Source organism: Nocardiopsis trehalosi NBRC 14201 (genome assembly GCF_001552555.1).
Classification (GTDB): domain Bacteria; phylum Actinomycetota; class Actinomycetes; order Streptosporangiales; family Streptosporangiaceae; genus Nocardiopsis_B; species Nocardiopsis_B trehalosi.
In genome coordinates this window covers 1-12,450 of sequence record NZ_BCRK01000182.1, presented here as the reverse complement: position 1 = coordinate 12,450, position 12,450 = coordinate 1, and the positions used below count along the sequence as shown (strand labels likewise).

The following is a 12,450-nucleotide window of genomic DNA, read 5'->3' as shown; positions in this document are numbered from 1 at the left end:
CCCACCCGGCCGGAGCGGCGGGGGCGCGGCGGGGCGACGCATGGACGCGTGCGCGGCGGGGTAGCCGCACGGGCATGCACGACGCCGGTGGGGAATGGGTCGAGGGTCTGCGGCGCAGCGACCCCTATGGGCCGGGCATCCGCCGGGTCCGGCGCGGCCGCGGCTACCGGTTCTACGGGCCCGACGGGGAACCGGTGGACGACCCCGAGGTGGTCGACCGGTGCAAGGCCCTGGTGCTGCCGCCCGCGTGGCGGGACGTGTGGATCTGCCCGTGGCCGGACGGCCACCTGCAGGCGGTAGGGGTCGACGAGGCCGGCCGCCGCCAGTACGTCTACCACGCCGACTGGCAGGAGCACCGCGAGAAGGCCAAGCACGACCGCATGCTCGACTTCGCCGAGGTGCTGCCGGACGTGCGCGAACGGGTCCGCGCCGACCTCGGACGCCGCGGCCTGGTCCGCGAGCGGGTCCTCGCCGCCGCGGTGCGCCTGGTCGACCTCGGTTTCTTCCGGGCCGGCGGCGAGAGCTACGCCCAGGACAACGAGACCTACGGGATCGCCACCCTGCTGCGCGACCACGCGCACCGCAGCGGGGGGTGCGTGGTCTTCGACTACCCCGCCAAGGGCGGCGTGCAGCGGCGGCTGGAGATCGGCGAACCCGAGATCGTGCGCGTGGTCACGGCGCTGCGGCGGCAGCGGGCCCCCGGCCAGGGGCTGATCGCGTACCGGGTCGACGGCGGCTGGTACGACGCGCGCAGCGACGACGTCAACGCCTACCTGCGGGAGATCTCCGGCGGCGACTACACCGCCAAGGACTTCCGCACCTGGCACGCGACCGTGCTGGCCGCCGTCGGTGTGGCCGTCGCGGTGCCGGGCGACAGCGAGGCGGCGCGCAAGCGGCTCTTCGCGCACGTGACGCGCGAGGTGGCGGAGTACCTGGGCAACACGCCCGCCGTGGCCCGCGCCTCCTACATCGACCCGCGCGTCTTCCGGCTGGCGGAGCGGGGCACCACCGTGGCGCGGGCCCTGCCCCAGCTCGGCGGCCAGGCCGACTTCGGCGAGCTGTCCACCCAGGGCGACGTCGAGAAGGCCGTCCGCACCATGCTCCGCCGCAACCCCGACGCCTGACCGGCCCCGTCCCGCTGGCCGCGACGTCGGGGGTGCGTGCCCTGGTGCGGTCATGGCCGACCCGGCGCCGGCCCCCGGCCCGGATCGCGACGCGGACCGGAGGTGCGGGCCGGAGGTGCGGGCCGGGGAGGCTGCGGGAGGAGCCGGGCCTCCCCCGACCGCTCCACGGCCCGCGCGGCGGGGACCGGCGTGTGGCGGAACGCGGCGGAGGCCCCGTGCCCGTCAGGAGGCGATGGCCCCCGACGCGGTCAGTCCGTGGTGAAGCTGGACAGCATCGCAGCGGGGTAGCGGCCGCCTGCCGAGCCGTGGGGAAGGATCTCGGTGATCCGGGCCAGGTCGTCGGCCGAGAGCTGGACGTCGACGGCGCCGGCGTTCTCCTCAAGGCGCTTGGTGCTGCGGGTGCCGGGAATGGGCGCGATGTCCTCGCCCTGGGCGAGCAGCCAGGCCAGCGCGAGTTGGGCGGTGGTGATGCCCTTGGTGTCGGCCAGATTCTTGAGCTGTTCGGTGGCGTGCAGGTTGTACGTGTAGTTCTCGCCCTGCCAGCGCTCATCCCAGCTGCGCATGTCGTCCGCGGGGTACTCGCTGGCGGGCTTGACCCGGCCGGTGAGGAAGCCGCGGCCGAGCGGGGAGTAGGGCACCAGGCCGATGCCGAGTTCCCGCAGAACGGGAAGGATCTCCTCCTCCACCTCCCGCTCGAAGAGCGAGTACTCGTACTGGAGCACGGAGACCGGGGTGACGGCGTGGGCGCGGCGGATGTACCGGGGGCCGACGTTGCTCAGGCCGAAGTACTTCACCTTGCCCTCGGCGATCAGTTCGCCGACCACGCCGGCGACCTCCTCGACCGGGACGGCGGGGTCGGAGATGTGCTGGTAGAAGAGGTCGATGTGGTCGCTCCGCAGGTAGCGCAGGCTGTTCTCGGCGACCTTGCGGATGTTCTCCGGGCGGCTGTCGCAGCCGAGCGGCGGGGCGGTCATGTCGAAACCGAACTTGGTGGCGAGGACCACCTCGTCGCGGAAGTCCTCGACCGCCTTGCCGAGGAGGATCTCGTTGCCGCCGGTACCGGCGCCGTACAGCTCGGCGGTGTCGAAGAAGTCGATCCCGAGTTCGTGGGCGCGGCGGATGGTCGCGATGCCCTCGTCGTCGTTCGAGGCCCCGTAGGCCATGGACATGCCCATGGTCCCCAGGCCGAGCGCCGATACGCGGAGACCCTGAGAGCCCAGATCGCGGTGCTGCATGAGTTCGCTCCCTCAGTGTTGCGCCGGCTCCACCCCCCACAGGGGTCAAACCGAACTGTTCCGTTTGACTCTACACGCCGACCGCCCACCTTCCAAACCAAACGGTTCGGTGATCTATCCTGGGGCCATGCCCCAGTCCCGCGACTCCGGCCGGACCGCGGCGCCCGCCGCCGGCGACACCACGCGCGAGCGCATCCTCACCGCCGCCATGGAGGAGTTCGCCCGCCACGGCATCGCCGGCGCCCGCGTGGACCGCATCGCCAAACTCGCCAGGACCAGCAAAGAACGCGTCTACGCCTACTTCCGCGGCAAAGACGCGCTCTATGCCAGCGTCGCCGCACGGGAGCACGTCGTCATCGCCGAGGCCACCCAGTTGGACCCCTCCGACCTCCCCGGCTACGCGGGCCGCCTGTTCGACTACTTCGTCGCCCGTCCGGACCACCACCGCCTGATCACCTGGGGCCGCCTGGAACTGCCGGGCACCGCACCCGGTGCCGACGATCCCGCCCAGGCGCTGCTCGCCCGCAAGATCGACCAGCTCCGCCAGGCGCAGCAGGCTGGACGACTCGACCCCGCCTGGGACCCGGCCGACGTCCTCGCCTTGGTCAACCAGATCGCCACGACCTGGGCGGCGCAACCCGAACTCAGCGAGGCCGCCGCCGCACACGCCGTGGATCCCACCATCGCCGCCCGCCGCGCCGCGGTGGTGACCGCCGTCGAGCGGCTCTTCCCCCGAGCGCGCTGAGGTCCCCCTGACCGGCGGCGGTCCGGCCCGAACGTTCCCCGGGCGGCTCGCGGTCCGCTTCCGGTCGGGGACGGGTTGTTCCGCGCCGGGCGGCGCCCTGGCATCATGCGGTGCGTCGGCCGCGGTGCGGAGGTCCTAGGGCATCGGAGACGCCATGATCGACCCCCTGGCGGAGGGCGACCCGCAGCAGATCGGCCCCTACCGGCTGCACGGGCGGCTGGGCGGCGGCGGGATGGGCCGGGTCTTCCTCGGCCGCTCCCCGGGCGGGTGGGCCGTCGCGGTGAAGGTGGTCCACCCCGAACTCGCGGGCGACCCGGAGTTCCGGCGGCGCTTCGCCGCCGAGGTGGCCGCCGCCCGCCGGGTGGGCGGCTTCTACACCGCCCAGGTGGTGGCCGCCGACACCGGGGCCGAGCGGCCGTGGCTGGCCACCGCCTACATCCCCGGCCCCTCCCTGGAGGAGGCCGTGCGGGACGACGGGCCGCTGCCGCCCGAGGCGGTGGCCGCCCTGGGCGCGGGCCTGGCCGAAGGGCTCGCCGCGATCCACGCGCAGGGGCTGGTGCACCGCGACCTCAAGCCGGCCAACGTGATCCTCGGCGAGGACGGCCCGCGCATCATCGACTTCGGTATCGCGCGCGCCCTGGACGCCGCCTCCCATACGCGGACCGGGACCGTCGTGGGCACGGCCGGGTTCATGTCGCCCGAGCAGGCGCGCGGCGAGGAGACCCGGGCGTCCGGCGACGTGTTCTCCCTGGGGTCGCTGCTCGCGTTCGCGGCGACCGGGCGCAGCCCGTTCGGCGCGGGGTCGGCGCCCGCGGTGGGCATCCGGATCGTGAACGAGCCGCCCGACCTGGCCGGGGTGTCCGGTGGGCTGGCGCGCGTCATCGGGGACTGCCTGGCGAAGGCCCCCGAGGACCGCCCGGAGGTCGGCGACGTGCTCGACCGGCTCAGCGGGGCCGACGCGGCGGAGGGCCCGGCCCGGTGGTTGCCGTCCGCCGTCACCACGGTCATCACCGAGCGGCGGACGGCGGTGCTGTCCGGGGCCACCCGGGTGCTCGGCCCGCCCCGGCCCCCGCGCGCGGCCCGGCCGGCCCGGCGGCGCGCGTGGACGGCGCCGCCGTGGCAGGCGTTCGCCGCGCTGCTGGTCGTGCTGGCGCTGCTGTGGTTCGCGGCCGAGGGGCTGACCCCGCTCTTCCCCCTGGCCGGGGTGTTCGCCGGCACGCCCTACGCGGCCGAGTTCGGCGATTGGCGCGCGACGGACTGGATGGACCATGAGCACCTGATGTTCATGGCCCTGGTCGTGCTCGCGGTCTGCGTCGCGGGCGGCGCCATGCTGGCGCGGCTGACCACCGGCCTCACCGCCCTCGCGCTGGCGCCGGTCGCCGCCGCCATCGGCGGGACCGTCCGCGCGGCCGTCCTGGCCGCCGTCGCGGTGGTGGGCCTGGTCGCCCCGGTCTACGTGATCGCCGGGGTCGTGCCGCTGCTGCTGGACCGGGTGCCGCCGCAGGTCGTCGCGTGGGCCGCCGGGGCGGTGGTGCTCGTGGCGCTCGCCATCGCCTCCGGGTGGTACGGGGAGGCGCGGACGGCGATCGCGCGCGGGAGCGGCGCGGTGTCCAGTGGGGCGTCCGGCACGAGCCACGCCGCGTTGGGCCGCGCGGCCGAGTCGGCGGTGTCGGCCTGGCGGACGGCGGTCGCCGACAGCCTGAAGACGGGGACCCTCATCCGCCGGGACCTGGCCGTCGCCCGGCACCTGGTGGCGATCGTCCGGGATCTGGGGGCCGTGGTGGACGGTCTGCGGGCCGGGGTGGAGAACGCGGCCGCCGACCGGACCGAACCTCTGTACTCGACCGCCCTGGTATCGGTCGACGCGCTCACCGGTACGGCGAAGGCGCTCGACACGGCCGTCCACCAAGCCGACCGGCTCGCGGCGACGCCACTGGTGGTCCACGCTCCCTGACGGCCCGCGTCTCCCCCGAAAGGGGGACCGGGGCGCCACGATCGCGGGATGTGGGGGGATGGCCGCCGCTCCTAGCCTGGTCCGCGCCCGATCAGGACGACGCAGGAGGCGGCCGTGCACACCATCCCCCGTTCCCCGTGGGACACCGGTCCCGAGCGGGGCGCCCGTGCGCGCGGGCCCCGGCGGGCGGCCGCGGTGCTGGCGGCGGCGCTCGCGCTGGCGGTGGGCGCGCCGGTGCCGCCCGCGGCGGCGGACCCCGCCGGCCCTGCGGAGCCGACCGCCGGTGCGGCCACGGCGGCGGAGATCGACCGGTTCGCCGCCGCCTACGTCGCGGACACGGGCCTGCCCGGCGCCACCCTGGCCGTGGTGCGCGACGGCGAGGTGGTGCACACCGGGGGCTACGGGCACGACTCCGCCGGCGCACCGCTGCGCGCGGACACCCCGATGCGCACCGCGTCGCTGAGCAAGTCGTTCACCGCGCTGGCGGTCCTCCAGCTCGTGGAGGCGGGGCGGGTCGACCTGGAGGCGCCGGTCCGCGACCACCTGCCCGAGTTCGCCCCCGACGACCCGCGCGCCGACCGGATCACCGTGCGCCAGCTCCTGGACCAGAGCTCCGGCATGGCCGACACCGCCTACCCGGAGGCCACCGCGCCCCAGCCCCGCTCGCTGGAGGAGGCGGTCGCGGCGATCGGCGGGTACCCGCTGGCGGGAGCGCCGGGCGAGCGGTGGCGCTACCACAACCCCAACTACCACGTCGCGGCGCGGCTGGTGGAGGCCGTCTCCGGGGAGCCGTTCGCCGACTACCTCGACCGGCACGTGTTCGGCCCCGCCGGCATGGCCGACACGACGTCCCTCACCTCCGCCGACGACCCCGTCCCGGGCCTAGAGCGCGGGTACGTCCGCGCCTACGGGGCGGACGTCCCGCTGCCGGAGCCGCACCAGTTCTCCGCCGGGTCGGGCGGGGTGGTGTCGACCGCCGCCGACCTGGCCCGGTGGCTGCTCGTGCACACCGGCGACGGGCGGGCGCCCGGCGGGGCGCGGCTGGTGACGGCCGACTCCGTCGCCGAGATGCACACCCCCTCGGCGCCGAACGGGAGCTACGGGCTGGGGTGGATGGAAGACGTCCCCGAGGAGGGCGACCCCATGCCGACGCTGGTGTGGCACGGCGGCGTGCAGTCGACCGCCACCGCCTACCAGGTGCTCGTCCCGGAGACCGGGGTGGGGGTGGCGGCCCTGTTCAACAGCGGGATGACGCTGACGGAGAACGATACGTGGAACCTGGTCGAGGGCGTCATCGCGCTCACCGAGGGCCGCACGCCGCCCGAGGGCGGGTCCACGCTGTGGCGGGTCGACGCGGTGTTCGGGGTGCTGACGGCGGCCGCCGCGGCCCTGGGGGTGCGCGGTGTCGTGCGGGCTCCGCTGTGGGCGCGGCGGCGGGCGGGACGGCCGGTGTGGCGGGCGGTGGTCCGGCTGCTGCCCGGACTGGTGCCGGCGGCGCTGCTCGCGGCGTTCCCGTCGGCGGCGTCGTTCCTGATGGGCGGGCGCGTCGGCTCGTGGGCGCAGCGGTTCTACGCGATCCCGGCCGAACTGGTGTTCCTGTGGCTGGCGGCGGCGGCCGGGGTGGCGGTGGTCGCGGTACGGACCGCCCACCTGGTGCGGGCGCGGCGCGGTTCCGGGGCGGGGCGGCGGGGCACTCGGGCCGCCGGGGAGCGCACCGCATAGGGCGTCTTCGTCCGATCGGACAACGGTGTTCCCGAACTGTAGTGGAATGGAACAGGCCACTGCGGCCGTCACCGGCGTACCGTGCGTAGGCACCGTGACGGGCGGCACAGCCGGGCGGTCCGCGCCGGCGCCGGAAGGCACGGCGGGCCCTTGCCGTGCCGCCCCGAGCGTGTCCACCACCCGCACGCGTGACAGACAGGGATCGCTATGGCAACCGGTCAGCAGAGGCTCGGACCCGGGAGAGGGATATTCCGCCGCAAACCCTTTGACAGCGTCGAAGAGGCCACCGAGGGCGGCGGCCTCGCGAAGGCGCTCGGGCTGTGGCAGCTCACCGCCATCGGCGTCGGGGCGATCATCGGCGCCGGGGTGTTCTCCCTGGCGGGCGCGGTGGCCAACGAGACCGCGGGGCCCGCGGTGCTGTTCTCGTTCCTCATCGCCGGTATCGCCAGCGCCGCGGCGGCGTTCTCCTACGCGGAGTTCGCCGGGCTCATCCCGCGCGCGGGCTCGGCCTACACCTACGGCTACATGGTGCTCGGCGAGATCGTCGGGTGGTTCATCGGCTGGGACCTGCTGCTGGAGTACGTCGCGATCGTGTCGGTGGTCGCCATCGGCATCTCCGGCTACTTCGACTTCTTCCTGCGCGGCATCGGCCTGGACCTTCCGCTGTGGATGGCGGGGGCGCCGGGCACCGAACCGGCCGGGGTGGCCGACGGCAGCTACAAGGTGAACCTGTTCGCCGTGCTGCTCTGCCTGGGCATCGCGTTCCTGCTGACGCGCGGGGTGAAGAACGCGGCCCGGTTCGAGACGGTGTTCGTGGCGCTGAAGATCGCCATCGTGCTGCTGATCGTGGTGGTCGGCGTGTTCTTCGTCGACACCGCGAACTACAGCCCGTTCTTCCCGTTCGGCGCCGGGGGCACCCTGGCGGGCGCCGCGCTGGTCTTCTTCGCGGTGTTCGGGTACGACGCGATGAGCACCGCCGCCGAGGAGTCGAAGGACGCCCAGCGGCACATGCCCAAGGCGATCATCTACTCGCTGGTCGTGTCGATGGTGCTCTACGTGCTGGCCTGCCTGGTGCTCACCGGCATGCAGCACTACACCGAGATCGACCCGACCGCCGGGTTCTCCGCCGCGTTCGCGTCGGTGGGCCTGGGCTGGCTGGGCAACGTGATCGCGATCGGCGCGGTGCTGAGCATCCTCACCGTCATGTTCACGTTCATGCTGGGCGCCACGCGCGTGTGGTTCGCGATGAGCCGCGACGGGCTGCTGCCGAAGTGGTTCGCCAAGACCGACGCCAAGCACCACGTGCCGGTGCGCGTCACCTGGATCGCCGGGGTCGTGTCGGCCGTCCTCGCGGGGTTCTTCCCGATCATCGAGGTGGCCGAGCTGACCAACATCGGCATCCTGTCGGCGTTCGTCGTGGTGTGCATCGCGGTGATCGTGCTCCGCTACCGCCGCCCGGACCTGCCGCGGACGTTCCGCACCCCGGGCATGCCCGTGGTGCCGGCCATCGGCGTGGTGTTCTCGCTGTGGCTGATCAGCTTCCTCGGCTGGCACACCTGGCTGCGGTTCGGGATCTGGCTGCTGATCGGCCTGATCATCTACTTCGCGTACTCCTACCGGAACTCCAACATGAACCGGCCGGCCCCGGCCGTGCCGGGCGGCGGCGCCGCTCCGGGCGGTCCGAGTGACCCGGGCGCCCCGGGCGCGGCCGGTCCGCCGGCCGGCGGCGACGGTCCGCCCCCGGGCGGCGCGGCCTCCGGCCCGCCCCCGGGCTCGGGCGGGTAACCGCCCCGCCCACCGCGTCCCCGTCCGGCACCGCCGGGCGGGGACGCCGTCGTTTCGGGGCCCGTCACGCGTCGGGCAGGCGGTCGAGCACCTCCTTGCGGCCGCTCTGGTAGACGACCAGGCTGCGGAAGCTGACGACCTCCTTGCGCTGGGAGAGGCGGTCGATGAGGAACCCGTGCAGGTGGTCGAGGTCGCGCACCGCCACGTGGACGAGGAAGTCGTCGTCGCCGGCGACCACGAAGACCCCGAGGACCTCGGGGTAGGCGACGACCTGGGCGCGGAACGCCTCGATGACGGCGCGGCTGAGCGGGCGGACGCGCGTCGCGATGAACGCCTCGACCCGCCGGTTCAGGGCGGCGGGGTCGATGGCGGCGTGGTAGCCGCGGATGACACCCCGCTGCTGGAGCGACCGCACGCGCTCCAGGCAGGTCGAGGGGGCGATGCCCACCCGGCGGGCGAGTTCGCGGTTGGTCTGCCGCGCATCCAGTTGGAGATGGCGGATGATCTCCGAATCAAGTTCGTCCATGGCGCCAGGGTAACCGCATTTCCGAACGATGTTCAGATCTGTGGCGGCGGCGCCGGGCATGCGTCTACCGTGATCGCGTTCCCACCGAATGTCCGGCGGTGTGCGGCGTTGTCGACCGAAGGGTCGGGCCGCGCGCCGCCCCGTTCGGCGTGCCCGCGATCCCGAGGAGATCCCCGATGTCCCGTTCCGCGTTCCGGCTGGGCCCGGTGTCCGGCACCGCCCTCTACCTGGGGGCGGTCCTGGGTCCCGGTGTGCTCGCGCTGCCGTCCCTCGCGGCGCGGGCGGCCGGCCCGGCCTCGCTGCTGTCCTGGCTGTTCCTGCTGTGCGCGAGCGTGCCCGTCGCACTGACGTTCGCCGCGCTGGGCGCGCGCCTGCCCGACGGCGGCGGGGTGGCGGTCTCGGTCGCCCGCGCGTTCGGGCGGCACGCGGCCGCCCCGGTGGGGTGGTGGTTCCTGGCGGCCGTCCCGGTGGGGACGCTGGCGGCGGCGCTGATCGGCGGCGCCTACGTGGCGCACGCGGTCGGCGGCGGCGACGCGACGGCGGCCGTGGCGGCGGCGGCGCTGCTGGCGGCGGCGTTCGCGGCCAACCAGGCGGGGCTGCGCGTGTCGGGGCGGGTGCAGCTGGTGCTGGCGGGGCTGCTGGTCCTGCTGCTGGTGGCCGCGGTGGCGCTGAACCTGCCGCACCTGGACGGCGGCAACCTGACCCCGTTCGCGCCGCACGGGTGGGCGGCGGTGGGCGGCGCCGCGAGCGTCCTGTTCTTCGCGTTCGCCGGGTGGGAGGCGGCGTCGCACCTGTCGGCGGAGTTCGCCGACCCGCGCCGCCACCTGCGGGTGGTCACGTGGTGGACGCTGGGGATCGTCGGCGCCCTCTACCTGGGGCTGGCGGTCGCGTCGGTGGGGGTGCTGGGCGCGGCGGGGGCGGCGTCCGACGTCCCGCTGCTGCTGCTCATGGAGCGGGCGGTCGGCGGCGCGGCGCCGGTGCTGACGGCGGGCGCGGCCGTGCTGCTGACCTTCGGCGCCATCAGCACCTACATCGCGGGGGCCGGGAGGCTGGCGGCGGCGCTCGGCCGCGACGGCGGGCTGCCCCGGTGGTTCGACGACGGGACGCGGCCGGGCGACACGCCGCGCCGGGGGCCGGCGGTGCTCGCGGTGTGCTGCGCTGTGCTGGGTGCGGCGGCGATCGTGTTCGGGCTGGACCTGGACGCGCTGATGCGGGCGACCTCGGCCTGCCTGGCGGCGGTGACGTTCGCGGGGACGGCCGCCGCCGTCCGGCTGCTGGGCGACCGGCCGGCGCTCCGCGCGGGCGCGGTCCTGGCGGCCGCGTTCACCGCCGTGGTGCTGGTGTTCTCGGGTGTGCTGGTGCTGATCCCGGTGGTGCTGGGGGCGGCCGCGCTCGGCTACGCGCTGGCGGGGGCCCGGCGGCCGCGCACGCCGGACGCGGCCGCCGGGGTCGGGTGATCCCGGCGCGGGCCGGGCGGGCCCGCGCCGGGGGTGCTCCCCTGCCGGGCGCGGCCGTGGGGGTCCCGCGCCCGGCGGGGGTCAGGAGCGCACCGCGCAGTCGACCTCGGGGACGGTGTTGCGCCCGTTGTGGGTGCCCTGGAAGCCGAACGTGGTGGTGCCGCCGGCGGAGAGGGTGCCGTTGTAGCTCTGGTTGACGGCGGTGACGTCGGCGCCGCTGCGGGTGACCGCGGCGTTCCAGGCGTTGGTGACGGTCTGGCCGTCGGCGAACGTCCAGGTGACCTCCCAGCCGCGGATGGCGGTGTCGCCCGCGGTGACGCGGACCTCGCCCTGGAAGCCGCCGGACCACTGCCCGGCGACGCGGTACTCGGCCGTGCACCCGGCCTCGGGGTCGGGGTCCGGCCCGGGGCCGGGGCCCGGGTCGCCGTCGAAGACGCTGGCCTCCTCGGCGGTCGCGGCGATGCCGTTCTCGCCGTTGAAGAGGCGCTCGCCCCAGGGGGTGAGGCTGTTCGGGTCGAACCCGTTCACCATGTCGAGGTACTCGACCCCGCCGCCGTTGCCGCTCCACGACCAGCCGAGGTAGCCGATGCCGAGTTCCTCGGCGGTGGCGAGGATGGCGTCCTCGTCGGGGTTGCCGTCGCTGTGGTCGTGGCCGAACTCGCCGACGGCGATGGGCAGGCCGGCGTCGGTGAAGTGGCCGAGGTAGGACTCGATCTCGGCCGCGGTGTCGAACACCCCGTACATGTGGATGGAGAAGAGGGTGTTGCGGTCGGGGTCGGCGGCGAACACCTCGGCGGCGTTGTCGCGCATGGTGAAGGTCCAGTCCTGGCCCCAGTTGGGGGCGTCGACCATGATCGTGTGGTCGAACCCGGCGCCGCGCAGCCGGGTGATCGCCTCGGCGGTGGCGTCGGTCCACGCGGCGTACCCGGTGTTGCCGAAGGGCTCGTTGCCGATGTTGAGGATGACGTAGGGCTCCTGGCCGGCGAGGGCGTCCTGGACGCCGATCCAGTAGTCGACGGCCTGGTCGAGGGTCGCGGCGCCGGCCTGCTCGCCGTAGCCGGTGGTGTCGTGGACCTCCAGGACGCAGATCAGCCGGTTCTCGCGGCATTCGGCGATGACGGCGGAGACGTCGGCGGCGTCGTTGCGGGTCCACCGCTGCCCGCTGCTCAGGACGACGCGGACGGAGTTGGCGCCGAGTGCCTTGATGTCGGCGATGGCTCCGGTCTCCTGGGGGTACCAGGTGTGCGCGTGGTTGACGCCGCGCAGGATGAAGTCGTTGCCGTTGGCGTCGACGAGGCGGCCGTCCTGGATGCGGAAGCCGGTGTCGGCGTGCGCGGGGGCGGCCGTGAGGAGGGAGAGGACGAGGGTGCACACGGCTGCCGCGATGAGGGCGAGGCGTGGTCGCATGGATGCTCCCATGGGGTGGTGGGGCCGCGCGGCGGTGCCGTGCGGCGTGGACGTGTCCGGCCGGCCGGTCCGGACTTCCCCCTGTAGCGCCATCGCAACTATAAGCGGTGTGACTTAGTTCATTCAACTAGCGAAGTAACACAGCCTGGCGCGGCGCGACCGTTTCGGACGCATTCACCGCCCCCCGGGTGTTTACCCTTTCGTTATCGGGAAGGAGTGGGGACGGCGAACGCGGAACGGTAATCCCGGCCAGCCGGTCGGCGACACAGCGGAGGTGACCGAGCTGATGTCCGACAGCCCGGCATGGGACGGCATCGACGACGACGATCTTCTGGCGCTGGTCCTGGTGGTGATGGAGGACTATCCCGGCGACCCGCCGCTGGCGCGCTTACGCGCCGCGCTCGCCTCGGGCGAGGCGCACGCCCCGCCGCCGAACAGCGCCCCGGCCGCCCCGGGCGGCGCGGAGCCGGGCGCGGGGCGGCCGGTGGGCGACCT

At 74.6% G+C, this 12,450-nt stretch carries 10 protein-coding genes; 7 read left to right on the top strand and 3 right to left on the bottom strand.

Going from position 1 to position 12,450, the window contains the following annotated elements; genetic code table 11:
• Nucleotides 1–74: 74 nt before the first annotated feature.
• The gene (locus NT8_RS23375) at nucleotides 75–1,124 is read left to right on the top strand and encodes a DNA topoisomerase IB (RefSeq protein ID WP_067973709.1); all 1,050 of its coding nucleotides are present in this window, start codon (nucleotides 75–77) and stop codon (nucleotides 1,122–1,124) included.
• Nucleotides 1,125–1,372: 248 nt separating this feature from the next.
• Here the strand turns inward: NT8_RS23375 and NT8_RS23370 are convergent, their stop codons facing one another.
• Nucleotides 1,373–2,359 (bottom strand): aldo/keto reductase, encoded by a 987-nt coding sequence (locus tag NT8_RS23370; RefSeq protein WP_067973706.1) that lies wholly within the window; start codon nucleotides 2,357–2,359, stop codon nucleotides 1,373–1,375.
• Nucleotides 2,360–2,486: 127 nt separating this feature from the next.
• Between NT8_RS23370 and NT8_RS23365 the strand changes: the two genes are divergently transcribed.
• The 4 genes from NT8_RS23365 (at nucleotide 2,487) to NT8_RS23350 (ending at nucleotide 8,565) form a co-directional block, all read left to right on the top strand.
• Nucleotides 2,487–3,104, top strand: coding sequence for a TetR family transcriptional regulator (locus tag NT8_RS23365; RefSeq protein WP_067973703.1), 618 nt, complete (start codon nucleotides 2,487–2,489; stop codon nucleotides 3,102–3,104).
• A gap of 154 nt (nucleotides 3,105–3,258) precedes the next feature.
• A complete protein-coding gene (locus NT8_RS30480; RefSeq protein ID WP_067973700.1) occupies nucleotides 3,259–5,058 on the top strand; it encodes a serine/threonine-protein kinase in 1,800 nt (599 codons plus the stop codon).
• Nucleotides 5,059–5,172: 114 nt separating this feature from the next.
• Nucleotides 5,173–6,780, top strand: coding sequence for a serine hydrolase domain-containing protein (locus NT8_RS23355; RefSeq protein ID WP_217999296.1), 1,608 nt, complete (start codon nucleotides 5,173–5,175; stop codon nucleotides 6,778–6,780).
• Between the two features lie 207 nt (nucleotides 6,781–6,987).
• Entirely contained in the window at nucleotides 6,988–8,565 is a 1,578-nt protein-coding gene (locus NT8_RS23350; protein WP_084469212.1) for an amino acid permease, read from the top strand.
• Nucleotides 8,566–8,629: 64 nt separating this feature from the next.
• Here the strand turns inward: NT8_RS23350 and NT8_RS23345 are convergent, their stop codons facing one another.
• Nucleotides 8,630–9,091 carry an Lrp/AsnC family transcriptional regulator gene (locus NT8_RS23345; protein ID WP_067973698.1) on the bottom strand — a complete coding sequence of 154 codons (462 nt, stop codon included), beginning with the start codon at nucleotides 9,089–9,091 and terminating at the stop codon, nucleotides 8,630–8,632.
• Between the two features lie 176 nt (nucleotides 9,092–9,267).
• On the opposite strand from NT8_RS23345, the gene NT8_RS23340 reads away from it, so the two are divergent.
• Complete coding sequence (locus NT8_RS23340; RefSeq protein WP_067973695.1) at nucleotides 9,268–10,548, top strand: APC family permease; 1,281 nt, start codon at nucleotides 9,268–9,270, stop codon at nucleotides 10,546–10,548.
• An 81-nt stretch (nucleotides 10,549–10,629) separates the two neighbouring features.
• Here the strand turns inward: NT8_RS23340 and NT8_RS23335 are convergent, their stop codons facing one another.
• Nucleotides 10,630–11,955, bottom strand: a complete 1,326-nt coding sequence (locus NT8_RS23335) for a cellulase family glycosylhydrolase (protein ID WP_067973692.1) — start codon at nucleotides 11,953–11,955, stop codon at nucleotides 10,630–10,632.
• Between the two features lie 274 nt (nucleotides 11,956–12,229).
• Between NT8_RS23335 and NT8_RS23330 the strand changes: the two genes are divergently transcribed.
• The coding region (locus NT8_RS23330) for a hypothetical protein (protein WP_217999295.1) at nucleotides 12,230–12,450 on the top strand (221 nt) is incomplete at its 3' end.